Annotated in this window: 18 protein-coding genes and 4 pseudogenes; 8 read left to right on the top strand and 14 right to left on the bottom strand. The window is 56.1% G+C overall.

The features are described from left to right. Positions 1 to 72: 72 nt before the first annotated feature. The 3 genes and pseudogenes from IV01_RS17980 to IV01_RS27380 all read right to left on the bottom strand — a co-directional run. Positions 73 to 1,473 (bottom strand): sensor histidine kinase, encoded by a 1,401-nt coding sequence (locus IV01_RS17980; RefSeq protein WP_032627219.1) that lies wholly within the window; start codon positions 1,471 to 1,473, stop codon positions 73 to 75. Further along, positions 1,451 to 1,681, bottom strand: a pseudogene (locus IV01_RS27385) (winged helix-turn-helix domain-containing protein); the annotation flags it as partial. The pseudogene IV01_RS27385 and the gene IV01_RS17980, both read right to left, overlap by 23 nt. 86 nt (positions 1,682 to 1,767) lie before the next feature. Continuing rightward, positions 1,768 to 2,128, bottom strand: a pseudogene (locus tag IV01_RS27380) (response regulator); the annotation flags it as partial. 159 nt (positions 2,129 to 2,287) lie between these two features. On the opposite strand from IV01_RS27380, the gene IV01_RS17990 reads away from it, so the two are divergent. Next, complete coding sequence (locus IV01_RS17990; RefSeq protein WP_229636100.1) at positions 2,288 to 3,079, top strand: substrate-binding domain-containing protein; 792 nt, start codon at positions 2,288 to 2,290, stop codon at positions 3,077 to 3,079. 20 nt (positions 3,080 to 3,099) lie between these two features. Here IV01_RS17990 and IV01_RS17995 read toward each other — a convergent pair whose 3' ends face one another. The 5 genes from IV01_RS17995 to IV01_RS18015 all read right to left on the bottom strand — a co-directional run bounded on the left by IV01_RS17995 (position 3,100) and on the right by IV01_RS18015 (position 9,986). Further along, positions 3,100 to 3,486, bottom strand: a complete 387-nt coding sequence (locus tag IV01_RS17995) for a DUF1850 domain-containing protein (protein WP_032627217.1) — start codon at positions 3,484 to 3,486, stop codon at positions 3,100 to 3,102. Beyond that, positions 3,483 to 5,510 (bottom strand): TRAP transporter permease, encoded by a 2,028-nt coding sequence (locus IV01_RS18000; protein WP_032627216.1) that lies wholly within the window; start codon positions 5,508 to 5,510, stop codon positions 3,483 to 3,485. Before IV01_RS18000 ends, IV01_RS17995 begins: the two co-directional genes overlap by 4 nt. An 80-nt stretch (positions 5,511 to 5,590) precedes the next feature. After that, on the bottom strand, positions 5,591 to 6,544 hold the full coding sequence (locus IV01_RS18005; RefSeq protein WP_032627215.1) for a TAXI family TRAP transporter solute-binding subunit: 954 nt from the start codon (positions 6,542 to 6,544) through the stop codon (positions 5,591 to 5,593). A 326-nt stretch (positions 6,545 to 6,870) separates the two neighbouring features. Continuing rightward, positions 6,871 to 8,358: a SulP family inorganic anion transporter gene (locus IV01_RS18010; RefSeq protein WP_032627214.1), complete on the bottom strand. Its 1,488-nt coding sequence runs from the start codon at positions 8,356 to 8,358 to the stop codon at positions 6,871 to 6,873. Between the two features lie 344 nt (positions 8,359 to 8,702). Beyond that, positions 8,703 to 9,986, bottom strand: a complete 1,284-nt coding sequence (locus IV01_RS18015; protein WP_032627213.1) for a DUF2254 domain-containing protein — start codon at positions 9,984 to 9,986, stop codon at positions 8,703 to 8,705. Between the two features lie 235 nt (positions 9,987 to 10,221). Here IV01_RS18015 and nhaA point away from each other — a divergent pair, with 235 nt between their 5' ends. After that, positions 10,222 to 11,571, top strand: a complete 1,350-nt coding sequence (nhaA, locus tag IV01_RS18025; protein ID WP_032627211.1) for a Na+/H+ antiporter NhaA — start codon at positions 10,222 to 10,224, stop codon at positions 11,569 to 11,571. Between the two features lie 42 nt (positions 11,572 to 11,613). Here the strand turns inward: nhaA and IV01_RS18030 are convergent, their stop codons facing one another. Next, the gene (locus IV01_RS18030) at positions 11,614 to 13,032 is read right to left on the bottom strand and encodes an FAD-binding oxidoreductase (RefSeq protein WP_080290240.1); all 1,419 of its coding nucleotides are present in this window, start codon (positions 13,030 to 13,032) and stop codon (positions 11,614 to 11,616) included. Between the two features lie 45 nt (positions 13,033 to 13,077). After that, positions 13,078 to 14,412 carry an MFS transporter gene (locus tag IV01_RS18035; protein WP_032627210.1) on the bottom strand — a complete coding sequence of 445 codons (1,335 nt, stop codon included), beginning with the start codon at positions 14,410 to 14,412 and terminating at the stop codon, positions 13,078 to 13,080. Between the two features lie 861 nt (positions 14,413 to 15,273). Here IV01_RS18035 and IV01_RS18040 point away from each other — a divergent pair. The 3 genes from IV01_RS18040 (at position 15,274) to IV01_RS18050 (ending at position 18,335) form a co-directional block, all read left to right on the top strand. Then, positions 15,274 to 16,248, top strand: coding sequence for a tripartite tricarboxylate transporter substrate binding protein (locus IV01_RS18040; RefSeq protein WP_032627209.1), 975 nt, complete (start codon positions 15,274 to 15,276; stop codon positions 16,246 to 16,248). A 63-nt stretch (positions 16,249 to 16,311) separates the two neighbouring features. Continuing rightward, positions 16,312 to 16,803, top strand: coding sequence for a tripartite tricarboxylate transporter TctB family protein (locus tag IV01_RS18045; RefSeq protein ID WP_032627208.1), 492 nt, complete (start codon positions 16,312 to 16,314; stop codon positions 16,801 to 16,803). An 11-nt stretch (positions 16,804 to 16,814) separates the two neighbouring features. Continuing rightward, on the top strand, positions 16,815 to 18,335 hold the full coding sequence (locus IV01_RS18050) for a tripartite tricarboxylate transporter permease (protein WP_032627207.1): 1,521 nt from the start codon (positions 16,815 to 16,817) through the stop codon (positions 18,333 to 18,335). Between the two features lie 46 nt (positions 18,336 to 18,381). Here the strand turns inward: IV01_RS18050 and IV01_RS0124780 are convergent. The 3 genes and pseudogenes from IV01_RS0124780 to IV01_RS18060 all read right to left on the bottom strand — a co-directional run. Then, positions 18,382 to 18,549, bottom strand: a pseudogene (locus IV01_RS0124780) (LysR family transcriptional regulator); the annotation flags it as partial. 528 nt (positions 18,550 to 19,077) lie between these two features. Further along, on the bottom strand, positions 19,078 to 19,623 hold the full coding sequence (locus IV01_RS18055; RefSeq protein WP_032627206.1) for a redoxin family protein: 546 nt from the start codon (positions 19,621 to 19,623) through the stop codon (positions 19,078 to 19,080). Next, positions 19,620 to 20,330 carry a DUF4410 domain-containing protein gene (locus IV01_RS18060; RefSeq protein WP_154232193.1) on the bottom strand — a complete coding sequence of 237 codons (711 nt, stop codon included), beginning with the start codon at positions 20,328 to 20,330 and terminating at the stop codon, positions 19,620 to 19,622. Before IV01_RS18060 ends, IV01_RS18055 begins: the two co-directional genes overlap by 4 nt. Before the next feature lie 358 nt (positions 20,331 to 20,688). Between IV01_RS18060 and IV01_RS26190 the strand changes: the two genes are divergently transcribed. Further along, entirely contained in the window at positions 20,689 to 21,489 is an 801-nt protein-coding gene (locus IV01_RS26190; RefSeq protein WP_195758763.1) for a helix-turn-helix domain-containing protein, read from the top strand. A 268-nt stretch (positions 21,490 to 21,757) separates the two neighbouring features. Further along, positions 21,758 to 22,246: pseudogene (locus tag IV01_RS27000) on the top strand (IS21 family transposase); the annotation flags it as partial. Here IV01_RS27000 and IV01_RS18075 read toward each other — a convergent pair. Further along, positions 22,247 to 23,161 carry a LysR family transcriptional regulator gene (locus IV01_RS18075; RefSeq protein ID WP_032627202.1) on the bottom strand — a complete coding sequence of 305 codons (915 nt, stop codon included), beginning with the start codon at positions 23,159 to 23,161 and terminating at the stop codon, positions 22,247 to 22,249. A 383-nt stretch (positions 23,162 to 23,544) separates the two neighbouring features. Between IV01_RS18075 and IV01_RS18080 the strand changes: the two genes are divergently transcribed. Next, on the top strand, positions 23,545 to 24,567 hold the full coding sequence (locus tag IV01_RS18080) for a zinc-dependent alcohol dehydrogenase family protein (protein ID WP_032627201.1): 1,023 nt from the start codon (positions 23,545 to 23,547) through the stop codon (positions 24,565 to 24,567). Positions 24,568 to 25,008: the final 441 nt, after the last annotated feature.

Here is a 25,008-nt window from a genome sequence, read left to right as displayed (position 1 = left end):
TGGGGCGGCGAAGGGTCCGCCACCCTAGGTGAACGATCCAGGGGGCTCAAATTAACCAGGATTAAGATTTATTTAAGGAGCCTTGGGCAGTAATCCTTGTCGCGGACAATCCAGCGTGATCCTTGTACCAGGGCCCTGATGACCCGCTTCAATGCTCAGGCCAAATCCGTGCAGGCGGGCAATGGCTGCGACCAGTGAAAGGCCAAGTCCATTACCGGGTTGTTGTCGCGTAGCGTCGCCGCGATACAGACGTCGAGTGACACTGCCACGTTCGCTAGCTGGAATGCCGGGGCCGTTATCAAGCACTTCGATAGTGACACCGTGCTCCTTTGGCACACAGCTCAACTGGATTTCGCCCCCCACCTGAGTGAACTTGATCGCGTTATCCATCAGATTCACCAGCGCCTCGAACAAGAGCGACACATCGCCCTGCAGCGTCGGGCACTGCCCGGTCAGCAGCAGTGTCAGCCGCTGGCCTTTTTCCTGGGCCAGAGGCTCATAAAATTCGTGCGCCTGTTGTAACAATGCCTCGGGTGCAAAGCTGGTGAAAGCCGAGCGGCGCCGGGTGTCTTCCAGTTCCGAGATACGCAGCAAGCCTTGAAACCTCGACATGATGGACTCGCTCTCTTCCAGTGCCAGATTCAGCGTCTGGGTGTGGTCCGGTGTCAGCGGGACCTTCTGCAATTGATAGAGTCGCGCACGAAGCCGCGTCAACGGCGTTCGCAGGTCATGTGCGATACCGTCGCAAACGCCTTTGACCTCCAGCATCAGTTGTTCGATATGTTCAAGCATGGTGTTTACGGCATTGGCCAGCATGTCCAGCTCGTCGCGCCGATCCGAAAGCGGCAGGCGTTCACCGAGGTTGCCCGATACGATGCTTTCGGTGCTGCGCTGTAATCGCTCGACACGGCGGATAGGACGCCTGCGCAGTAAGTGCCACCCTACAAGGCCGGGGATTAGCGTGAGTGACAATCCCCAGAACAAGGCTTGCCCAATGATGCCCGCGACCGCCGCAATGGAACCCCCGTCCCGGGCGAGAATGAGGATCCTGCCGTCCGGACGATTCAGTCTGAGCGCATAGCTGCTGCGGGTTTGCTCGCTGGGCAGGGCAATGCTCAGACCTCGCTCCATATAATGGACGCGGCCGTCGTCAGGCAGATTGGTGCGTAGTCTGAGCAGATCCCCCGTGATGTGCCTGCCATCGGCTTCGAACAGGCCATAGGCGTCAATCCCCTGGACAGAGTAGGCATCGTTGCCCGCCAGTTCGGCCAGCAGGGAGGTGTCGTCCACCTTCTGGTAATAATGCGCACGCTGCATCAGCGTACGCTCGGCGACAGTGCCCAGGTAGGCTGAAATCTGCCAGTACAGCACACCGGTAAATACCGCGCACCACGCCACAAAGAACAGCGCATACAACCCGATCAGACGGCTATTGCTGGAGCGCCAGCGCTCAGTTTTTTTCGACCAGAACATACCCTGACCCACGAATCGTCTGGATGGCCGGTGCGCCATCGCCTTCTATTTTTTTGCGCAAACGCGCGATATGCACGTCGATGATGTTGGTGCCGGGATCGAAGTGGTAGCCCCAGACTTCCTGGAACAACATGGTGCGCGTGACCAATTGTCCGGCGTTACGCATCAAGTAGGTCAGGAGCTTGAGTTCGGTGGGAAGCAGCGTGATTGCATCACCGTTGAGTGTCACGGTCTGCGCTATCAAGCTGATATGCAGGCCGCCAAAATTCAGGCAATGGTCCGTGCTACCCGACGCAGGATCGCGAAGCAGGACTTCGAGGCGCGCGATCATTTCAACCATTGAGAACGGCTTGGTGAGGTAATCATCGCCGCCGGAGCGCAGGCCGCGGACGCGTTCATCAATGTCCGATAAGGCGCTGATCATCAGCACCGGCGTTTGAATGGCCAATTGACGTAACGTACTGACGATGGTCAGCCCATCGTAATCAGGGAGCATACGATCCAGGGTGATGACCTCGTGGCCACCGGCAATCGCCATGGCCAGTCCGTCGCGTCCGTTGTCGGCCCAGCTTGTGCTGAACCCGTGGGCGTGGAGCTCGGCAATGATTGCCTGTGCCGTGACTTCGTCATCCTCGATGACCAATGCACGATTCATTCATATCTCCAGGCTGAGAAGGGCAGTCATTCTAACGGCAGCGGCGCCTTGATCCGGTACGCCTGTCCGTTAACTAAATTTTTCTTAATGCGGGTTAACACGGGTGGAGCCAACGCCTGCTTTAGCGTGAAGGTTTTTCCATACGAGGAACTGCCTGTCGTGCGCGTTTTATTCAGAACTGTTTTGTTGTCCTGTGCGGTGTCAGTCACAGGTGTTAGCTATGCGGACGATGCATCCAAGAACCCGCCAGTAACCCTGACGCTACTCAGCTCCAGTGGCGTCATGGGGGCGGTGCAGGCCATCGCGCCTGAGTACGAAAAAATAAGTGGCGTGAAGCTTCTGATCCAGGCAGCCCCGCCCAGGGGAGCAAACCCCCAGGCGATTCCCAACCGGCTTGACCGCAATGAACCAGCGGACGCAGTGCTTACGGGTGGCGTAGCGTTGGACAGATTGATTGCCCAAGGCCAGGTCGACAAGAGTTCGCGTGTCGATCTGGGCAAATCCTTCATCGCCGTGGCTGTGCTTGAAGGTGCCGAGAAACCTGATATCGACAGCATGGAGGCGTTTCGTACAACCTTGATCAATGCCGATTCGGTAGCCTACTCAGGTAGCTCCAGCGGTGCGTATTTGTCCCACTGGCTTTTCCCGCACATGGCCCTGGACCAGAGTTTCAAAATCAAAAGCAACGAGGTGCGCGACGAACCGGTTGGCAACGTTGTGGCGCGTGGTGAGGCTCAGTTGGGCGTCCAACAACTGAGTGAACTCATGTCGGTACCCGGTATTGATATCGTTGGGCTGATCCCGGATAAAGCTCAGCAAATGATTCTGTATTCGGGCGGCGTATTGAAAAAAAGCCCTCATCCGGCCGAAGCCAAGGCTCTGCTGGACTATATGGGCTCGGACAAGGGCCGCGAAGCCATTACTAAAAGCGGCTTGAAGCCGATGCACTAGCCGCGTCAGCGCTCACAGCTTCAATCGTTGGTGCAGGTCCATAGCTCTATCGCCGCGTCCTTGGCGTTGGGGGCTCCGACCCATTCGCTCATTAAGCGGCAGCTGCCATCGAAGCACAGTTCGAAGTCGCCAGCCTCCGGCGTTCGCCCAAGGTTCAGCGGTTGCAAGGGCGGCAGTACGCGCCGGTAGTGCCAACTGCCGTCTTGCAGCCGAGCTCCTTGGGGTATCTCCATCCCCGCGCCTGTTCCCCGAACCCGGGCCTCCCCCAGCAGCAAGCCCTGAGGGGTGACGCGATAGTCTTCCTCCCAACGGATTTTCTCTATGGTGTGGTTCCAGGCGAGCGTGAAATGAGACACCGGGAGCTGGGCCCAGACCACGCCGGCAAGGCCCAGGCACAAGCCAATCATGTTTTTGCCAAATCTGCCTGACGAGCGCGCCAGTAGTGCTGCGCTATGACCAATAACCCCAGCGCGAAGCCGATCTCATCGGTCAGCGGTAAAGCCACTACCAGTAGAGCACCGGCAATAAAGCTCAGAGAGCGTTCCCAGAGCGGCATCTTGTGTTGCAGATAGCCGGTTGAAGCCATGCCCCACAGACCCACCGCCAGTATTGTCTTGATCAGCATGTAGGCGGTCATCCACAGATTGTCACCTTGCAGCATAAGCGCCGGGTTGTAGACCGCCATGAATGGGATGACAAACCCTGCCAGCGCGATGCGGACCGCCCATAGACTGATCTTGAAGCCAGTCTCCTTGGCGATCGGCGCGGCGGCAAAGCAGGCCAGCGCCACCGGAGGAGTGAGGTCCGCAAGGATGCCGAAATAAAACACGAACATATGCGAAACAATCAGGGGTACACCCAGCTCTAGAAGGGCGGGCGCAGCGATTGAACTGGTGATGATGTAGTTGGGGATGGTCGGGATGCCCATGCCCAAAACCAGGCAGGTGATCATGGTCAGGATCAGCGACAACAGCAGATTGTCCCGGCCAATCGCCAATATATAACCGGCAAAGGTAGAGGCAACGCCGGTGAGTGACACCACCCCAATGATGATGCCCACCAACGCACAGGCGATCCCTACCGGCACCGCGTGGCGTGCACCATCGACCAGCGCGTGCAGGCAAATGGTCAAGGTGGCGCGGCCCCCCTTGATGAACCAACAGACCACCACCAACACCGCGATGACCGCAAAAATCACTGCGATTCCTAACTGGAAGAAGCCAACGCACAGCACGCCCAACGCAATCCAGAAGGCACAGCGCAAGGCGAAACTGGACACTCTGAGAATGATCGCCGAGCCGAGAATCACGATGGCGGTCAAGGCCAGTCCGACCATGCCCGAGAACAGAGGGGTGCGCCCGGAAAACAGTAGATAGACCAGCACCAATAGGGGGATCAGCAGGTACCAGCTTTCTTTCACCGCACCTAGTGCACTTGGGCATTGGTCTTTGGGCAGCCCCTGGAGATTGGAGCGCTTGGCTTCCAGATGAACCATCCAGAACACCGAGCCAAAGTAGAGAATGGCGGGGATCAATGCCGCCTTGGCAATCTCCACGAAAGGCACGTTGATGGTCTCGGCCATGATGAACGCCACAGCGCCCATCACCGGCGGCATCAACTGACTGCCCATGCTTGAGGTCGCTTCTACTCCGCCAGCGAATGCGGCCCGGTAGCCAAAGCGCTTCATCAATGGAATGGTGAATTGCCCGGTGGTGACCACGTTGGCAATACCCGATCCGGTAATGGTGCCCATCAACGCTGACGAGGCCACGGCGACCTTGGCTGGTCCACCCAGTTTGTGACCAAACAGCCCCATGGCGAAATCGGTGAAGAGTTTGATCATGCCCGCCTGTTCAAGAAACGCACCAAACAGGATGAACAGGAAAATATAGGTAGCGGACACATAGGTGGGGGTCCCGTACAACCCTTCAGTGCCAAAAGACAATTGATTGACGATCTGGTCGAAGCCATAGCCTCGGTGGGCCAGATCGCCGGGCAAGTATTCACCCAATAACCCGTAGGCAAGGAACAGGCCGCAGATGATCGGCAGTGCGATCCCCATGACCCGTCGGGCTGCTTCGAATACCAGCACGATCAGGACGAGCCCGATCACCATGTCGCTAGTGGTCAGGTCACCGGAGCGCTGAATCAGATCCGCTTCGAATATCCACTGATACAGCGCCGTGGCAATACCGGCCATGCTGAGTACCCAGGCCAATGGCTGCCAAGGTCGCGACCTGCCGTAAGCCGGATAGCTCAGAAACACGACCCACAGCAGAAAGCCAACATGGACGGCCCTTAATACCTGGCTGGAAATAGGAGCGAACGCTGCGGTGACAATCTGAAAGATCGAAAACGCCAGCGCCACATAAAACAAGGATTTAGGCCAGTCCCGCGGGTTTGCGGGAATACCGTGGGAATCTTCACTCATGTGCTGCCTGCCTCATGACTACATTGAAATAGTGCGGAGTGCGGGTGTAGCGGCGAACTGCGCCGCTACACCTTGTCTCGTTAAAGCACGCCTTTTTCTTTGTAATAACGCTCTGCACCGGGATGCAGTGGGATGGGCAGGTTTTTGGCTGCATTTTCCAGCTTGATGTCTTTGGCTGCTGAGTGGGAGTTACCCAGGCGCGTGAGGTTGTCGAATATCAATTTGGTCATTTGATAGGCGACCTCATCCGAGACATCGTCACGGGTAACAAGAATATTGGTAATCGCAACTGTCGGTACGGCCTCCGGTTGTCCATCATAGGTGTTGGCTGGAATCATTGCGCTTTGATAGGCCGCGTTGCCAATTTTCGCCACTACGTCTTTAGGGATGGAGACGTAGTTCAATGGCATGACCGAGGAAAGGTCGCGAATCGCGGCCATGCCCAGCCCGGAAGATTGCAGGGTGGCGTCCAGTTGGCGGTTTTTGATCAATTCAACTGATTCGGCAAAGGGCAGGTATTGCACTTTGCCCATATCTTCATAGGTCAACCCGGCGGCCTTGAAGATCGCCCGGGCATTGAGTTCCGTGCCTGACTTCGGGGCCCCGACCGATACGGTTTTGCCTTTGAGGTCCGCCAGGGTCTTGATGCCCGACTCCTTGCTGGCGACGATTTGAATGTAATTCGGGTAAGCCCCGGCAATGGCGCGCAACTTGGTTAAAGGCGCTTTGAAGCCTGCGTCCTCCACTCCGTTTTTGGCATCTGCGACCGAATCACCCAAGGCAAAGGCCAACTCGCCGCGCCCGGACTGCAGGAGATTCAGATTCTCCACGGAAGCCTTGGTCGCCTGAACCGAGGTCTTCATCCCGGGGATTGCCTCACCGTAAATTTGCGACAAGGCAACGCCGATTGGGTAGTAAACCCCGCTGGTGCCCCCGGTGAGAATGTTGATAAACACCGGGGCTGCCTGAGCTGAGGTGGTGACTGCCAGGGTGGCCGCTGCGGCCAGAAGGGTTAAGCGGTGTGCTACTCGCATTGGGAATGCTCCGTCTTGTTATGGCTTTATGCAGAGTCATTGCACTGTAGTCGATGCGAGGGAAAAAGGTGGCGAGTTGCTGGCCAATCTGTGCGCAAATGTGTCTTTATGACTGAAACGTGGGGAGGGTGGACGCTGACACTCGCCCCGACCAAGGCAGTCTGCTTGACGATCTACTCGATATTTATATTGCAGCTATCGAAGTTCATATGAATGCAGCCAATCCGCCGATCGCACCGACCTAGCACGTCATAAGCCCAAAGCGTGAACCATTGCCGCCACAGTTCGCGCGAACCATGCCATTACGTGGGTCATTGCCGTTCTCCTTAGTGGCTCATTAGCTTGTCGATGGCAGCGGGTTTGTCATGCACGCCGAAGCGGTCAACGATTGTCGCGCTGGCTTCATTGAGTCCGAGCACTTCGACTTCCGTGCCTTCACGGCGGAGCTTGATCACGACCTTATCCAGCGCTGCGACCGCGGTGATATCCCAGAAGTGCGCTCGTGTGAGATCAATGGTGACCTTGTGAAGCGCTTCCTTGAAGTCAAAAACTTCGGTGAACTTGTCCGCAGAGCTAAAGAATACCTGGCCCACGACGTGATAAGTCCGATGCGATTTCGTCTCTTCCAGAGTGCTCTTGATATCCAGGTAGTGCCCGACCTTGTTCGCAAAGAACAGGGAGGCCAGGAGCACCCCTACCAGTACTCCGTATGCGAGGTTGTGAGTGGTCACCACGACGACAACAGTCGCTACCATCACAAGGTTGGTCGACAGCGGATGTTCTTTCAGATTGCGCAAGGAATCCCAGCTAAAAGTGCCGATGGACACCATGATCATGACTGCGACAAGTGCTGCCATAGGGATTTTGGAGAGCCATTCGCCAAGAAATACCACCATCAGCAGCAGGAAAACGCCGGCACACAGTGTCGAGAGACGGGTGCGGCCGCCAGATTTCACGTTGATGATCGACTGGCCGATCATTGCGCAACCCGCCATTCCGCCGAGCATGCCTGCGGCGATGTTGGCCAGGCCCTGACCCTTGCACTCGCGGTTTTTGTTGCTGGGGGTATCCGTCAGGTCGTCGACGATGGTCGCGGTCATCATTGACTCCAGCAGGCCTACAACTGCCAGCGCTGCGGAGTAAGGAAAGATGATGCGCAGGGTTTCAAAGTTCAGCGGCACTTCAGGCCAGAGGAGAATCGGTAGCGTGTCCGGCAGTTGGCCCATATCACCTACGGTGCGGATATCCAGCCCCAGGTAAATCGCGACAGCAGTCAGGGTCAGGATGCACACAAGCGGCGAAGGAATCAGCTTGCCAATCTTCGGTACATAGGGAAATAGATAGATGATTCCAAGGCCCGCTGCCGTCATGGCGTAGACATGCCACGTGACATTGGTTAGTTCAGGTAGCTGCGCCATGAAAATCAGGATTGCCAAAGCATTTACAAAACCAGTGACCACTGAGCGCGACACAAAGCGCATCAGGGAGCCAAGCTTCAGGTAACCGGCGAGGATCTGGAGAACCCCACATAGCAAGGTAGCGGCCAGCAGATACTGAAGTCCGTGATCTTTAACAAGGCTTACCATCAACAGTGCCATCGCACCCGTAGCCGCTGAGACCATTCCAGGACGCCCACCAACGAAGGCGATGACGGCGCAGATACAGAAGGAGGCGTAGAGACCGACCTTTGGGTCAACCCCGGCGATGATGGAAAAGGCGATGGCTTCAGGAATCAGCGCAAGTGCGACCACGATTCCCGCGAGCACATCTCCACGGACGTTGGAAAACCAGGTTTGTCTAAGTTTTTGCAGCATAGAAAATATCCAAGGCAAAGCATCGCGCACGCCAAGGGAATGGCGGGCGAATCGATACAAATTCGAATTTTTGAGGATTTCTTGCTGTGTGCTTAAGGTGTAGAACCAGGCGTACAGCAGTGCGCGCCCGCAAGCGAGACTAGCGGAAGCAAGGTGTTGCGAGGGGGGCGTAGCGCTAAGGCGGCGTAGGCTGCCAGTAGATCGTTTGGAGTACAGTCATGCTGATGTTCCTGTGCTCAGGGGTATGCGGAGCCGAAGTATACAGTGAAGCCGTCGTCGATTGCGACCCGCCAGCCTGGTGGGCGTGTTGGTAGTGATGTTTGCCCGTCTGGCCGAACCATACATCAGACCTGCACTCCCAACTGTTGGGCCAAGACGCTGATCCGGTCCTTATCTTCTTGCAGGGCCAGAGCGAGGTTGGCGCGTTTGAGCAGAAGGTCAGCATGCCTGGCGCAGGGCTTGTTGAATACTCCTGGATTGATCTGCGAAAGACTCACAAGGGCTTTCATCAACCGTACATCGACTTCGACTAAGGCCGCACCATCCCTGGCGATAGGTCCGAAGAAGTCATCGAACAGGTCGTCGACGGTCAGGCCACGCAGGTAAACCTGCTCGCAGTCTGAGTCTATCTGCGAAACCGGTAGGTGTGGGTTTCCCCAACAAGTGAGAGTTCTGACTCCCCGGCCAATCACGTCAATGGCCGTCCCCGGGTCATTGACTGCCGGTGAGAGGGCGCGAGAGGCAATTTCAGAAAGCACAGAAAGTCCGAACCGCGGGTCGTGTTCAAAGGTTCGACGAACCCCTAGCGTCAAAGCCTCAAGGATTTTTTCAGCCAAAGGATATTGATCGTCGACCACGTCGTTGCTCAACGCCACGGTGTGAGCAAGTGGCCTGCCCAGATGCACAAAGCTTCCCGGAAGAATATCCAGATAGATTTGCACACGGCGCGCTTTGGCGATAAGGCCCAAAGCATGCACATCAATGTGCTGCACGTACCCGGTGTCACGACTTTTCACCGCTTGTGCAGAAGTGGCGAGCACACGGTCATGGGGATAAGCCGCACCGCCCAGGTAAGGCCATTGGACCCTATTGTCGAGTGCGTCGATTACCGCATTTTCTACACGGTCGATGGTTTCCCCGACGCGCCCGAGCTTGGATAAATGGTCGATCCAGCGCAGAAGGGTGTAGACGATCAGGATTACCACCATGATGGTGACGGCAAACAGCAGCACGCGACCCTGCCTGCCGTATGCACCGGTGCTCAGCGCGATGATGCCCACCAGACTGAACAGAAATGAGCCAATGAAAGTTGCAAGGGCATTTTGTGTCGTGGTGTCTTCCATCACCAGAGTGGTTGCTCGGGGTGTCACGCCACTGCTGGCAGCGCCATAAGCCGTCACCATGGTGCTTAAGGAGAAAGTTGTGACCGCCAGCATGCTGGAGGCGATGATGCCCAGAATCTTATCAACTGCGTCGGCACCGATCCGGGTAGGTAGCGACTCTGGAATGAAGTCTTTGAACACCACGGCAAGCAATGCAGTGGCCACGCCGAGCAGGGAAAACAAACTGGCTCTGAACCACAGCCGTTTGGTCAGTTGATTCAACAACCAGCGCCAGCGAGCGATCATAGTCCTACCTTCAATAGTTGGGGGTGGGGGGTTGCGTCAAACCAACTCGATGACATGCACCCACCGGCTACCGCCAGATTGAGTGTCGCCCAAGGCAGAAGTTTCATGTCACTAGGGGCGATGGCAATTTGCATCACAACGGCCAGCTTCTTATCATCGCGCTGGGTGCGTTGTTGCATAGGGCACTGCGCAGGTTAAATTCCAACGTTGGTCGGGCCGCCATCGGAGTGCATTCGTGTCTGAAAACAAATCCGCCTCGCCCACCATTCCTCGCCCTCAGGTTTTAACAGAACGTGCGTTTTCAGCACTGGAGCGGTTTTCGCACATTGAAGCGGTCAGCGGTATCGTCCTTCTGCTCGCTGCCCTGGCAGCGCTGATCTGGGCCAATAGCCCGGTCGGCGATTCCTACGAGCATTTCTGGAACACCCAAGTGACCTTGGGGTTGGGGGATTTCAGCGTATCCCGCTCGCTGCATTTCCTCGTCAACGATGGCTTGATGACGATTTTCTTCCTGGTGGTTGGCGCTGAAATCCGCCAAGAGATCAAGGACGGTGCCCTGGCAAACATGAAACTGGCGACCCTGCCTTTAGGTGCGGCGCTGGGCGGTGTCATGATGCCGGCCATCATCTATACGCTGCTCAATCATGGGAGCGAGGCGAGTGCTGGCTGGGCTGTACCTACCGCGACCGACATTGCGTTTGCCGTCGGAGTACTCGCGTTGTTGGGGAAATCGATCCCAAGCGGGGTGCGCATCCTGCTGTTGGCATTGGCAATTATCGATGACATCGTCGCCATCTTGATCATTGCGATTTTCTACACCGCCAGCCTGGACTACCTGGGGTTGGTCGTAGCGGTAGGCGGTTTGTCACTGGTTCTGCTTTTACAGCGGATGGGTATAGGTAAGGCGTACGCCTATGTTGTGCCAGGCGCCATCGTCTGGTTCGGCTTGCTGAAAACGGGTGTCCATCCAACGCTTGCGGGGGTGGTGCTTGGCCTGATGACTCCGGTGAATTCCAAGCCTGCAACGGAGCGTCCACTGGAAACAATCGGACGGACCTTTCATGAGCTGATGGATCGCTTTTCTCAGGCCAAAGATAATCCGCAGGCGGTCGCCGAACCACTGAAGCAATTGCGTCACGCCCAGCGCGAAGTGTTGCCACCTGTGCAGCGAGTCCAGGTCGGATTGCACCCATGGGTCGCATTTGGCGTCATGCCGCTGTTCGCACTGGCCAACGCGGGGGTCAGCCTGTCTGGCGCCAACCTTGACGAGGCACTTTCACAGAAAGTGTTTGTGGGAGTGATGCTGGCGTTGGTGCTCGGCAAGCCACTGGGTGTAATGCTGGCCAGTTTGATTCTGGTCAAACTGAACATCTGCACGTTACCTGAGGGTGTGACGTGGCGTGGGGTAGGGCTGGTTGGGCTGTTGGCCGGGATTGGCTTCACCATGTCCATCTTCATTGCATCGCTGGCGTTTTCCGATGCTGCGTTACTGTCGTCGGCCAAACTCAGTGTGCTGTCAGCGTCATCTGTTGCAGCGGTAATCGGTTTGATCTGGGGGAAGATAACGTTTCAAAAACGTGTCTGAGACGTCGTCGCGTCCCCAGTCCAATGGTTCAAACCCCGGCGGTCACAGCAGTTTGCCGGGGTTCATCAAACCAGCCGGGTCCAGAGCCTGTTTGAGGGTTCGCATCAGTTCCAGTTCAAGAGGGGACTTGTAGCGCTGCGCAGCATCCCGTTTCGCCTGGCCTAGGCCGTGCTCGGCGCTAATGCTGCCTGCAAACGCTACCGTCGCGTCGTAAATAACGTGCATGATCGCTTCGGCTTGCGCTTTGAAAGGAGCGTCTTCGGCGCCTGCTGGTTTACTGATGTTGTAATGCAGGTTGCCATCGCCGACGTGCCCGTAAGCGACGATCCGCACACCGGGGAAATCTTCGAGTAGCTTGCAATCAGTCGCCTCAATGAAAGCCGGAATACTGCTGACAGGTACGCTGATATCGTGTTTAAGGCTCGGACCTTCATGGTTCTGAGCTTCAGATATACCTTCGCGTAACGCCCACAGGGCCGCAACCTGGGTTTGGTTGCTGGCGACAACTGCATCGAGCGCGTCGCCTTGCTCCAGGGCCTCAACCAGGCCGCTTTCCAGCAGCTGAGCCAGTGGCGCATCAACCAGGGTGTCGCTGAGTTCGATCAATACGTACCAAGGATGAATTTCGCTGAACGGGTCGTTGCAACCGGCCACGTGCCGCAAAACGAACTCCACGCTTTGTCGCGACATCATTTCGAAGCCGGTCAGGCGATCGCCACACAGGGTGCGCATGCGGCCAATCAGGTCGACCGCTGCCTGCGGGCTCGCCAATGCCACCCATGCAGTCGTCAGACTGCATACCGCGGGGAACATTTTCAGCACTGCGGCAGTGATGATCCCCAGTGTGCCCTCGGACCCTATGAACAGATGCTTGAGGTCATAACCGGTATTGTCTTTGCGCAGACCACGCAGGCCGTCCCATATGCGCCCATCGGCCAGTACCACTTCCAGCCCCAGGGTGAGGTCGCGCATGTTGCCGTAGCGTAATACGGCGGTGCCGCCAGCGTTGGTCGCCAGATTGCCGCCGACCGTGCAGCTCCCCTCGGCACCCAGGGACAAGGGGAACAACCGGCCCACTTCAGCGGCGGCTTCCTGCAAGCGCTGAAGGACCACACCAGCCTCAACCGTGATGGTTTCGTTGGCCGGGTCGATTGCGCGGATAGCGGTCATTCGCGTCAGCGACAGTACGACCTGAGTGCCTGAGGCGTCCGGGATCGAGCCGCCGCATAGCCCAGTATTGCCTCCTTGTGGTACCAGAGATACGCCGGCCTCTCGACACAAGCGCACGACTTCAGCGACCTCGGCAGTGCAGGCTGGACGCACCACCAGCGCGGCCTTTCCGCGATAGGCATTGCGCCAGTCACTCAGATAGCTCTGCATGCGCTCGGCATCCTGAATCAGGCCAGCCGGACCGACTACCTGCTCAAGTGCCTGCACCAGTGCTTCGCTCAAACGACTCATGACATGCTCCTTGTTATTGTTAGCCCAACATGAAAACCGATGGTTTTAGCCTGTTACAACCACACGGCTCGACCCGGTATCCAATTCGATCCGGTGAATACGACCCACGACGATCAGATAGAAAAACACCGCCAGCAAGGCATTGGCCGCGACGTAAACCAGCGCTGAATCGAACGAGCCGGTGCGGCTCACCAGATAGCCAACCACGATTGGCGTGGTGATCGCCGCCAGATTGCCAAAGGTGTTGAACAGACCGCCTGAAAGGCCAATGATCTGGCGCGGCGAAGTGTCGGCGACCAGGGTCCAGCCGTGTGAACCGAACCCCTTGCCGAAGAAGGCCAGGGCCATGAGTCCGACCACGGCGGCGTCACTTTGTACGTAGATGCACAGCACCATGCTGCTCGAAAGGAGCAGACCGCAGACGATTGGCAGCTTGCGCGCCAGTGTCAGGGAATAGCCACGACGCAGCAGACCGTCCGATATCAAACCACCCAGGACGCCGCCAACGAAGCCGCTGATCGCTGGCAAGGCCGTGAACAAACCGGCGGACAAGATAGTCATGCCTCGCGCCTGCACCAGGTAGACGGGGAACCACGTCAGGAAGAAATAGGTAATCGCGTTGTTGCAGTACTGGCCTAAATACAGGCCGATCAGGGTGCGGTGGCTCAGAAGCAATTTGAGGTAACGCCACTGCGATTCGCTTGAATCGCCAACCCGGGGCTCCAGGTCCATCAACCCGCCGCCGGATTCGATGTGAGTAAATTCGGCTTGAGTGAGTGCCGGATGCTCGCGGGGGCCATGGATAACCCTGAACCACAGGATGCTGAACAGCAGACCACATCCGCCCAACACAATGAACACATACTGCCAGCCCAGAACCTGGACGACCCAGCCCATCAGGGGCGCGAAGATCGCCGTGGCGGAATATTGCGCTGAACTGGAGATGGCCGTTGCCGTGGCGCGTTCTGCGCTTGGAAACCAGGCCGCAATGATCCGCGCGTTACCTGGGAAGCAGGGCGCCCCGGCAAACCCCACCGCCATTCTCAGGAGAAACAGACTGACGATTGTCCAGGTCAGCGGTAACAGGCCAACAAAACCCTGCAGCAGGGTAAACAGCGACCAACCAAACAGCGCGATGCCATAAACCCGCCGCGCGCCAAAGCGATCGCACAGCCAGCCTCCAGGAATCTGGCCGATCACGTAGGCCCAGCCAAACGCCGAGAAAATGTAGCCAAGGGTCAACGCATCGATCCCCAGATCAGCCTGCAAGGCGGAACCGGCAATGGACAGGCTTGAGCGGTCAGCGAAGGTCACCGAAGTGACAAAAAACAGCATCAGCAAGATTGAATAGCGTACCCGGCCGGGTTTAGTTGCAGGCATCTGGCGTGATCTTCCATTGATCGAACAAGCCTCGCTCGGTCCGACCATCCGCTCGGCAGGAGGATCGTGGCGTGCAGCTTGCCAATACCTCAAACGGTGGGAGATCCGCGTGCATGACATTGTCCTGTTGTTATTGTCGTTATTGTTGTTTTCGGCTCGGCATCCCGACCGGGGATGCCTGTCTGGCTAGCCACGTTGGCGTCAGCACTGTCGCCCGATGACGGCTAAGTTATCGTACGACCAAAGAAAAAACACCATTAAACTTATCCGAAGAGATGCGTGCCTTAATACCCGCCCGGGCGGTGGATTGAAATCAGAGAGCCCTAATAGCTAAGACTTTGCCTCTCGTAATGGGAGGGAGCATACCTTTCGATCGCGCATTGACAGCAGTTGTAGCAGTTGGTAAAAAACCTCAAGTCATACGACAACGTATGACAACCAATAATAATAACTGAGGCTCAGATCATGCTGACGACCCTCGTTGCGCACATTGAAAGCTGCACACATCAGTCTCGAAATTGCCGCTGCTTATCTCAAGACGCCTGTCCGGGCCGTAGCTCAATTACGACGTCACGGCTCGCAGGGACAGGCAGAGCAGGGCGCTCAGCACTTTCTCTCTCCCTGAAAAGATCTCGCAGCTCGACAGTTGCGAAACTGCCATGCGTGCACATTCACGGATGTCGACTCATGGTTGCCGGTGTTTATGCCCGCAGCGTGCATCGCCGAGCAAGCATCTTGTTTACCTCCTGCACTGACGGCTTTTAACGGCTGTTGGTCAATAGCTCGGCACATCGACATAAAGAGTTACAACCTCGGCCGAATCCATTAGTTCGGTCAGTTTTCTAAAACCGGAGCATTCCAATGATAAAAACACTTCGCGTCTCCCTTCTCTCTGCCCTCGTTGGTATGGGTGCGATCACATCACACAACGTGGCGTCCGCTGCTGACGTCAAATGGCCGACCCGTCCTGTGCAGGTTGTAGTGATCGCCAACCCCGGTGGTGACACGGACTTCAACGCTCGCATGATGGCCAAGTACTTCAACAAGATCACCGGCAAGACCATGGTGGTGACCAACGTCGCCGGAGGCGGAGGTACGCTGGCGGCCGAGCAGGTGAAAAGTGCAGCAGCAGACGGCAACACCATCCTCTTCACACACCCGGGTCAGCTAATCGTCAACGAAGTCGCTGGCCTGTCCGATGACAGCTTCGAAGCATTTGATGTTGCGTGTATTGCCGGTGTCGACAAAGGCGCGGTTTTCGTAGCTTCCAGTCAATCCGGGGTGACCAGCGTCAAGGATCTGGTTGCCAAGGCCAAGGCCAAACCGGAGAGCATCACCTATGGCACTGAGATGGGTAATTTCTCCCATATTCAAGGCTTGATGTTCGAAAAAATCACGGGCGTCAAACTGAAAATGGTTGATGCCGGCACCGTATCGGAGAAGGTTGTTGCGCTGCTTGGTGCACGTATCGACCTGGGCGCAATCAGCTACGGCTCGGTGCAGGACTACGTCAACGGTGGCCAGATGGTCGCGCTGGGTCAGCCCAATGATGAGCGTAATGCCATGCTCGGTGACATCCCCACCTTCAAAGAACAGGGCGTCGATTTCACCATCGACAAGCCCTACGTCGTGGCCTTCCCCAAAGGCACCGATACCGCCATTGTTGGCAAGATGGCTGACATCATGAAGCAGATCACTGAAATGCCCGAGTACGCCGAGGAACTGAAGAAGTTCAAACAGCCAGTGGCTTACTACGGCACCGAAGAGTCCAGGAAAATCCTCGCCAAGACCCGCGATGACTTCATGCAATTCAAGGATGCTTTGCGCACGAAGTAAGACCTGAAGCTGGCTGGCCTGGTGCCAGCCAGCTTTACCTGGCCAATATCCCGAGGTTTTCCGATGGCTACCAGTAAGAGAAAAGAGCTGATAATCGGCGGCGCCATGCTTGCCACCGCACTCGGTTATCTGGCGATGAGCTTCAAACTCCCAGGCCATTCCGGCATTGATGCGGCATTCGTTCCCACCCTGTTGGCGACGATGCTCTGTCTGCTTGCCGTCATACAGCTATTCAGTACTTTCGCCACGCCGCAAGCGCCTGCTGACAACGTTCCACATGTCGACACTGAGGAGACGGGCAGCGCCATAGATGTGAAGACCGTTGTCAAGACGCTGGCATTGATCGTGGGTTACATCGCCCTGATGAAGCCCATCGGGTTTCCAATCATGACTGTGGTGTATCTGTATTTGCAGTTCATTGTCCTCACTCCGGTTGATCAAAAGGTACGGCACATCACCTACGCACTGGTTGCTGTCTGTACCTCTGCTGTCATTTATCTGTTGTTCCGCGAGGCGTTCGATTTGATGCTGCCCGCCGGCCTGACCAACTTCTAGGAGTTTCGAGCATGCTCGACTTGTTGCAGCAAGGCTTCGGTGCCGTTTTTTCGATCAATATCATGCTGCTGATGGCCATCGGTGTGGCCGTAGGCATCGTGTTTGGTGCAGTACCTGGACTGTCGGCCACGATGGCAGTAGCGCTCTGTTTGCCACTGACTTTTACCATGGGGCCTCAGGCGGGTCTTTCGTTGCTGGTCTCACTCTTTATCGGCGCGACCTCCGGAGGCCTGATTTCAGCGATCCTGCTGAAGATACCAGGTACACCCTCATCGATTGCCACCGTGTTCGACGGCGGGCCACTGATGGAGCAGGGCCATGGCGTCAAGGCTCTCGGCATCGGCATTGTGTTTTCCTTTCTGGGGACCTTGTTCAGTATCGCGGCCTTGATGTCTATCGCCCCGCAATTGGCCAAAGTGGCGCTGCGCTTTGGTCCGCATGAGTATTTCGCGATTGCAGTTTTCTCCTTGACCCTGATTGCCACGCTGTCTGCAGGGTCCATGGCCAAGGGGCTCTTCGCGGGAGCACTGGGTTTTGCCGTATCTACGGTAGGCATTGCTCCGGTTGAAGCCATCCGCCGGTTCACTTTCGGCTTTCCCGAGCTGAACGGTGGCTTCTCCATGCTCACAGTGATGATCGGCATGTTCGCAGTGGCCGAAATCATCAAGCTCGCCGAAAACGGTCGTCACACCAAGCAGGGCAAGGCTCGCTCAGTGAGCATGAAAAACATCAAAGGCTTCGGCTTTTCGATGAAGGAGTTTCGCGAACAGATTCCCAACGCCTTTCGCTCGGGCTTGATCGGCTTAGGCATTGGCATTCTGCCGGGCATCGGCGCTGGCACCTCGAACCTGGTGGCTTACATCATCGCCAAGAAACGCGCCAAGGATCCGGAGTCCTACGGTAAAGGCAACATCGGTGGCGTAGTTGCCAGCGAAACGGCGAACAACGCCGGTATCGGTGGCGCCATGATGCCTTTGATGACCCTGGGCATCCCGGGCGATACCGTGACTGCAATCATGCTGGGTGGCTTTCTGATCCATGGCATCCAGCCAGGTCCGCTGTTGTTCATCAGCCAAGGTCCTTTGGTTTACACCATCTTCGCTGCACTGATCGTCGCGACCTTCATGATGCTGTTCATGGAGTTCTACGGCCTGCGCCTGTTCATCAAACTGCTGGACGTGCCAAAACATATCCTGCTGCCGATCATCCTGGTGCTCTGTGTCGTGGGGGCTTTCGGCTTGTCCAGCCGTCTATTCGATGTGTGGTCGATCCTGCTTTTTGGGGTACTTGGCTACGGCTTCGTGAAGGCGGGGATGCCCGCAGCACCGTTTATCATCGGCTTCATTCTCGGACCTATGGCCGAAACCAACTTGCGTCGAGGCTTGATGCTGTCGGACGGTAACTTCCTGGCCTTCCTCGCCAACCCCATCGCTGCCTCGTTCCTGGGGCTCGCGCTGGCCTTCATTATCTGGCAGGTCTACAGCGCCATGCGCCCCAAAAAGAGTGCGATCGACGAGATCCTGCGTTCTTGATTGACCAGGCGTTGAATTAAAGCGAATGGCTCACCGGCATCGATTTTCGAATTGATGCCGGTTTCCGAACGAATAGCTGGAGGCCAAGGTCCTCTTCCAACTCCTTGATGGCTCGCGACAGCGGCGACTGCTCAATGTGCAGCCGCTCGGCTGCCCGGCCGCAATGGAGCTCTTTGGCCACGGCCAGAAAACACTTCAAATGACGAAGATCCATTAGCCGTCGCCTCCCGCAATGAAAGGTTCTACTTAGCCTTCACCACACATCGGGGTCGGCGCTGTCCAGCAGCCGGTGCACTTGCATACAGCAACATTTCTGGGCCGGGATCGCCTTGCCTATAAAGGCGGGGAGCCCATGAACTTCCAGTTGCAGTTGTCAGCGCAAACTGCGCATAGGGTCGCTCCGGGTGTGCATGCGGCTTGGCAAATCCATTGATGTGGTCGGTGTAGGCGGCCGGAATCTCTGATTTGGCTCCAAAGCCGGCTACAATTCTTTTGCCGCATGTCCTCCCAGGCTGGCGCTCAACGGAAGCCCGATTGCTACTTGTAGGATCGAGTTGCTCAGATACCGAATCGGCGGGTATATGCGTCTTCGGAGACCGATTTCGGCAGCAGATGCGTTTTTCCCAACACACATTGTTTTCTTCACCGATAGTGCCGTTGAGATCGCATAGCGCCGTGCGACGGGCTCGAACGATGCAATGCGGCTGCACACCTTTTCAGACCGCTCTGGAAAAAGCACAGATCAGGAAAGCAATGAATGTCGTAGTTCTTCACATATGTTATCTGAGGCTGCTTGGAAAGAGATCTGGCGTGTTATTAATCCCATTTTGGCTTCAATGACGAGCACGGGAAATCTCCGCGTTCTACCTTCGGAGAGTAAAGGTATTTTGAGCGCACGCCCCAATTCCGCGTTTTTGTCGCTCAACAATGGATACTTCAGACCTAACGCATCAGAGATTATTGCTTGCATGTGCGTTGATTGGATATTTACACCAAATGTACCGGCGCCCAATACCGCTAATTCTTCTTGCAATTCGTTGAACGCCATTAGTATTGCCATACTTAATTTTATAGAAAAAATGGCATCGAGCTTATTATCGATAGGGACATCCAGAGGTAATGCAACTGGATGAAATACAAAAAAATTACGATTAGGCAAATTTGCAAAATTGATTGTTTCACCGTAAGTCGATGGCAGGTCGACATGGGGTAAAGAGGTGCCAACTAGGGAGGGGACCGTCTCAAGCGTCCGATCATGGCCGCCAAAATTATTATCACCCTTCATCATTCGCTGACCCCAGGCTGCCCCGGCAAGGTTGCCACATTGCCGGTAGACGAGGGTTTGGGGTATGGCCAACCTCGGGCAAGAAAATACTTTTCAAGTTCGCTGTCTATGAGCTTAGCTGTCTCGGTGACTTCGACTTCAAGGCCGTCTTTGCCAAGGCTTCGGACCGCGCCACTAATTACGTTGCCAGGCATGGTGCCGGTTGTACTCTTTGTCTGAAAGGAAAGCAGCGGCGCTTGCGGTGCGTTAGGAAGTCGCAAACTGGTATTAACCTCTAACTCTGCTCTCCCTGCGCCATAACCTACAAATAAACGTAATGCTCTTTTGCCCTGACGGACGTCGACAACGCGATTGTAAAGTAATATATCCGGCTTTTCGTTGGGATTTACCACAAGCAAATGGCGTGCTCTCAGGGTCGATTCTAGGTCGCTGTTAAGCGATCTCCCTGCCTGGGTCGCGGCATCCAACTGAACCTCTTTCGACTCGTGACGAGGTGGGTATTCAAGCTCCACCTCAGTTTGGACTGCAATCGTTCTAGGGGCGGGGACGGCAACATCGTGCGACCTAACAACATTGTTCACTCGACTGCCGGCACAGCCTGAAACGAGGAGTATTGCTATCCCTATTAATATCGAGCGAGTGCGAATGTCAAAAAGATATTTCATTTTAATTTGCCATTTTTTAACGATAACGAATTCTGCACGTGGCAATCAATACGCGCCACGCGAGAAGTGCTGCTGGCATATGATTTCGGGCCACTTCAAGGTTTTTAAGTATTTGCGGGGAGCACTGCGTTTGTTGAGCCGTGCGAGGGTTGTCTGGGGATTTGGTGCTATCTTTCATTACGCCAACGTTTGCCGCACAATGGCTAACGAGAAATGCCTCGGTAGAGTTCATCAGGCAGCGCTCCGCAGCTTTCACAGCGACGAACCTGCCGCAGACCAGCTGGCCCCCGTAGAGAAAGTGCAGGAGACGTCGAATTGTTCAGCTAGTCACGGCTTATACGTTCAGATCCGCTATTTACCAAGAGCTCGCCTTGCTGCGCATTAATAGACGGAGATGGGCCTTATGCAAAACCTCGTAACGCCGCCATCTGTTGCCTCAATCGATTCGTTCAGCGAAGGGGGGCTCATTAATGTCGCTCGGAGCATCGATCAGCGTCTGCCCATCACCTCCCATTCGCATCCGCACGGAGAGCTGTTCCTCCTCCATGCTGGCCATCTGAAGGCTTATAGTGAGACGGGCCACTGGCTCATCCCGCCACTTCAAATTTGCTGGATTCCGCCTTACGCAGTGCATGGTGCGGACACACAAGACCTCGTATGGACGCGCATTCATTTGGCGCCAACTTTGTGCGCGTTACTTCCTAGCCGGCCTTGCGTGTGGACTTCTTCTCCGCTAGCCCGAGCTGTAATTGAAAAACTGGCTCGACAATCAGGGACGTACGAGTCGATTTCTGCGGCCGAACAACGTCTAATCGACGTCCTCTTCGATGAATTAGCCGTCGCAAGGGGCGCGCCGCTCCTTCTTCCAATGCCAAAATCTGCTGAGCTGCGAGCAGTGGCAGAGAAGTGGCAGCAGCGCATTGAAGATATGGCCGGACTAGATGAACTGGCAGCGTCATCTAACATGTCTCGGCGCACGCTTACACGAACCTTCAAACAAGAAACTGGGATGTCTGTAGGGAAATGGCGGCAGGTCGCCCGTTTGATGGCGGGAATTGACATGCTTTCCGAGGGAAAATCCGTCACTGATACCGCGATGTCTCTTGGCTATGACAGCGTGAGTAGCTTTGTTTCGTTGTGCCATCGACTGACAGGTATGAGTCCAAAGATTCTCGCAGGAGTCATTCCTCACCTCCCACGTTGATCGGTGCCATAAACTGTCGCTTTCCGGCCAGCGAGCGCGTACCTGCCTGATCCGCCGCGGTGTTCGGTGTCAGACCGGAGGGCAGGGTTCTGACGACCGGTGCGGGAGGATTGCCTTCACAATTAAGTGGGACTGCTTTCGGCCAGTTCGCGCCATTTCCTGAGACGACCCACCGGCCGATACTTGCTGTTGCCGCTGACCGAAAACTGACCCAGGTGTTCAACTGCTTCTGCTCACTTTCCGAGCAGGAGAACACAGGGTGATCAGCATGGAAATGTTGGGAAAAATCCGGCGGATGTACTTCCGCGACAAGCTCTCGCTGCACCAGATAGCCAAGCGTACCGGGCTGTCGAGAAACACCATTCGAAAATGGGTCATAGCGCCTGAAGCTACTCAGCCGGCGTACCAGCGGTGCGCGACCTTCAACAAACTCAACCCTTTCCACGACACGCTGGAACAGGCGCTGAAAGCCGATTCGTTCCGGGCAAAGCACAATCGCAGAAGCGCCAAAGCACTTTTCGAGCAGATCAAGGCCGAGGGTTATGACGGCGGCTACAGCCAGCTCACGGCGTTTGTACGCTCGTGGCGAGGTGAGCAAGGCAAGTCTTCACGCGCTTTTGTACCGCTGACGTTTGCGCTCGGTGAAGCTTTTCATTTTGACTGGAGCGAAGAAGACCTGCTGATCGGAGGCCTGTTTCGACGCATCCAGGTCTCCCACATGAAGCTGTGCGCCAGTCGCGCATTCTGGTTGGTTGCATTACAGACTATCCGGGTCCCCGAAGAACATCTGAATCCTCGACCGCAACCAACGCTCGCCCGGGTCGTTATCCTGCGAGCCGCGCCAGGCCATGTGCAGTTCGAAGGTCTGCGTCTCGATGGGCAGCGGCTCGGCCCTCACGCCCCCGGCAGCGGCCAATACTGCGGCGGCATAGTCCGGCACCGTGGCAAGGATGTCGGTGCCGGCGAGCAGGGTTGCCAAGCCGTTGAATTGCGGGACAGCGAGCACGACATGGCGTTTGCGGTCGATCTTTGCCAAGTGCTCGTCGATAAAACCGCTTAGATCACCGGCAAATGAAACCAACGCATGGGGGCGGGAGCAAAAGTCTTCCAGGCTCAGCGCACCCGGCATACTGTCTGCACGCAGCAACATGGCCTTGCTGCGCCGCAGGACTTTGCGCTTTGCATTGGCTGGCAGATCATTGGTGTAGCTGACGCCGATGGATATCTCGCCGGAAGCCAGCAAGGCAGGCATCAGAATGTAATTGACGCGTCGCACCACCAGCACAATGCCGGGCGCTTCCGAGCGCAGGCGCTTTAACAGCGCTGGCAGCAAGGCGAACTCAACTTCATCTGACAGGCCAATCCGAAACACCGCGGTGCTGGTGGCCGGATCAAATTCCGATGCACGACTGACCGCTGTTGAAATTGAGTCCAGCGCAGGCGAGAGCAGGCCGAAGATCTCGGTGGCTCTGGCGGTTGGCTCCATGCTTCGCCCGGTACGGACAAACAGCGGATCATCGAACAGCCCCCGCAACCGGGAAAGAGCGGCGCTGATCGCCGGTTGCCCGAGAAACAGCTTTTCGGCGGCACGTGTCACACTGCGCTCATGCATCAGGGTTTCGAAGACGATGAGCAAATTGAGGTCAACGCGACGCAGGTCGTTGCGATTCATGGCGGGATATCTCGGCCGTTGGTCGTTGCGGTTGTGCGAAAACGGCTCACGGTCTGTCGGAATGTGCTGTGAGCCCGGCGTGAATAGTACGAGCAAACGCAGGTTTTGCGCATGGATAAATTCTAAGTCGAGCAGGGCGCTGAGTTTTCGATGACATCAGGCCGGGCCTCGGCGTTGGGCGACATGGGTTGCATTGTGGGCCTGACATGCGAACAATGGCCGCCCATGAATGCATGGAGCTGTGTTGATTGATCCTCAGAATTCCCTACGCAATTCAGGGACAATCAATGACAGGCATGTCGACTATTAATAGCCACTCATAGTGTTACCGGCAGAGCCCGGATAGAGTTCATGGCATCAAGGTTATCTAGGCGAGGTTCGAAATGTCCCGCACGATTCGTTTTCATCAGTTTGGTCCAGCCGAGGTGCTCAAGATTGAAGAGCATCCTGCTGCGTTGCCTGCGCCCGGCGAGGTACAGGTGCGTGTTCAGGCGATAGGCATCAGCTGGTATGACGTGCTCTGGCGGCAAAACCTCGCCTCTTCACAGGCGCGGCTCCCTGCCGGTCTGGGTCATGAAATGGCCGGTGTGGTGACGGCGCTGGGCGAAGGTGTTGACGATCTAAAGGTCGGCGACAAGGTCGCCAGTTTCCCGGCCGCTGATCCTAATCAGCATCCGGTATATGGCGAGGTGATCGTCCTGCCACGTACTTCCCTGACCCGTTATCCGGATGTATTGACCCCGGTTGAAGCCAGCGTGCACTACACGCCGTTGTTGGTCGCTTACTTTGCATATGTCGATCTTGCGCGTATCAAGCCTGGGCAAATCGCACTGGTGACGGATGCCAGCCACTGTGCCGGTCCATCGTTTGTGCAGCTGGGCAAAGCATTAGGAGTGCGAGTGATCGCGGCGACCAAGACTGATGATGCCCGCGAGTATCTGCTGTCCCTGGGGGCCGACAAGGTTGTCGTCACCGAGGAGCAGGATTTGTTGATGGCTATCAACAAATACACTGACGGTCGCGGCGTAGATGTGGTCCTCGATGGTTTGGGCGGCCCGCAGATGTCGATCATGGGTGATGTACTGGCCCCGCGTGGCAGCTTGGTGCTTTATGGGCTGCAAGGTGGTAACCAGACCCCGTTCCCGGCCTGCGCAGCGTTTCAGAAGAACATTCAGTTCTTCGTGCATTGCCTGGGTAACTTCACGGGTAAACCGGAGCTTGGGATCTGTCAGGATGCAGAGGCGCTACAGCGTGCCTTGCGAGAGATTAACCAGCTGACCGCTGACCGCGTTCTCGAGCCGCTCAAGACCCGGGTTTTCCCGCTCAGTGAAGTGGTCCAGGCGCATCGTTACATGGACGGTTGCCCGATTGGTGGCCGTGCAGTTCTGGAAGTTGAATCAGACTGACTCTCGCGGTAGATAGCTCAAATGCCTTCCTCTTCAGGAGGGCATTTTATTTTGTGCCTTATCATTTTGCAGACAGGCAGTGTATTTTCGTCGGGCGTTTAAAACGTAACAGGGTTTTCAGCACGATTATCCTGTCGCGTGTGGGCAATTAAACATCCGAATCAAAGTTCAGCTCCTGGTGCCTGTCTTCGATGGTATTTGAAGTAGTCGAGATATAAGTTCTCGTGCGGGGCGTCGTGACATTGGGAGGTCTGCCGCGATAGGCATTACTTAGCTCTGCAGGGTGTCTGCGCGCCGTGTAGACGGGATGCTGGGGGTGCTTGCTTGTGGCGCGCTTAAACATCTTTGTATAGTTTATTAATGTTTAATTTGAGCAAATTAGTGTCCGTCTTAAAGTGTGACGCATGTCTTGTAATTAAATTTTTATTACTGATAATGGCG

It is taken from the genome of Pseudomonas syringae (genome assembly GCF_000737245.1).
In the GTDB taxonomy this organism is placed as follows: domain Bacteria; phylum Pseudomonadota; class Gammaproteobacteria; order Pseudomonadales; family Pseudomonadaceae; genus Aquipseudomonas; species Aquipseudomonas syringae_J.
The sequence above is the reverse complement of the archived record's forward strand: the minus strand, read 5'-3'. Positions and strand labels throughout refer to the sequence as shown.

What these genes read in the sequence shown, in the direction of transcription:
- IV01_RS17980 (WP_032627219.1), bottom strand. Translation starts at nt 1,473, where the DNA reads ATGTTCTGGTCGAAAAAAACTGAGCGCTGGCGCTCCAGCAATAGCCGT.
- IV01_RS17995 (WP_032627217.1), bottom strand. Translation starts at nt 3,486, where the DNA reads ATGATTGGCTTGTGCCTGGGCCTTGCCGGCGTGGTCTGGGCCCAGCTC.
- IV01_RS18000 (WP_032627216.1), bottom strand. Translation starts at nt 5,510, where the DNA reads ATGAGTGAAGATTCCCACGGTATTCCCGCAAACCCGCGGGACTGGCCT.
- IV01_RS18005 (WP_032627215.1), bottom strand. Translation starts at nt 6,544, where the DNA reads ATGCGAGTAGCACACCGCTTAACCCTTCTGGCCGCAGCGGCCACCCTG.
- IV01_RS18010 (WP_032627214.1), bottom strand. Translation starts at nt 8,358, where the DNA reads ATGCTGCAAAAACTTAGACAAACCTGGTTTTCCAACGTCCGTGGAGAT.
- IV01_RS18015 (WP_032627213.1), bottom strand. Translation starts at nt 9,986, where the DNA reads ATGATCGCTCGCTGGCGCTGGTTGTTGAATCAACTGACCAAACGGCTG.
- IV01_RS18030 (WP_080290240.1), bottom strand. Translation starts at nt 13,032, where the DNA reads ATGAGTCGTTTGAGCGAAGCACTGGTGCAGGCACTTGAGCAGGTAGTC.
- IV01_RS18035 (WP_032627210.1), bottom strand. Translation starts at nt 14,412, where the DNA reads ATGCCTGCAACTAAACCCGGCCGGGTACGCTATTCAATCTTGCTGATG.
- IV01_RS18040 (WP_032627209.1), top strand. Translation starts at nt 15,274, where the DNA reads ATGATAAAAACACTTCGCGTCTCCCTTCTCTCTGCCCTCGTTGGTATG.
- IV01_RS18045 (WP_032627208.1), top strand. Translation starts at nt 16,312, where the DNA reads ATGGCTACCAGTAAGAGAAAAGAGCTGATAATCGGCGGCGCCATGCTT.
- IV01_RS18050 (WP_032627207.1), top strand. Translation starts at nt 16,815, where the DNA reads ATGCTCGACTTGTTGCAGCAAGGCTTCGGTGCCGTTTTTTCGATCAAT.
- IV01_RS18055 (WP_032627206.1), bottom strand. Translation starts at nt 19,623, where the DNA reads ATGATGAAGGGTGATAATAATTTTGGCGGCCATGATCGGACGCTTGAG.
- IV01_RS26190 (WP_195758763.1), top strand. Translation starts at nt 20,689, where the DNA reads ATGCAAAACCTCGTAACGCCGCCATCTGTTGCCTCAATCGATTCGTTC.
- IV01_RS18075 (WP_032627202.1), bottom strand. Translation starts at nt 23,161, where the DNA reads ATGAATCGCAACGACCTGCGTCGCGTTGACCTCAATTTGCTCATCGTC.
- IV01_RS18080 (WP_032627201.1), top strand. Translation starts at nt 23,545, where the DNA reads ATGTCCCGCACGATTCGTTTTCATCAGTTTGGTCCAGCCGAGGTGCTC.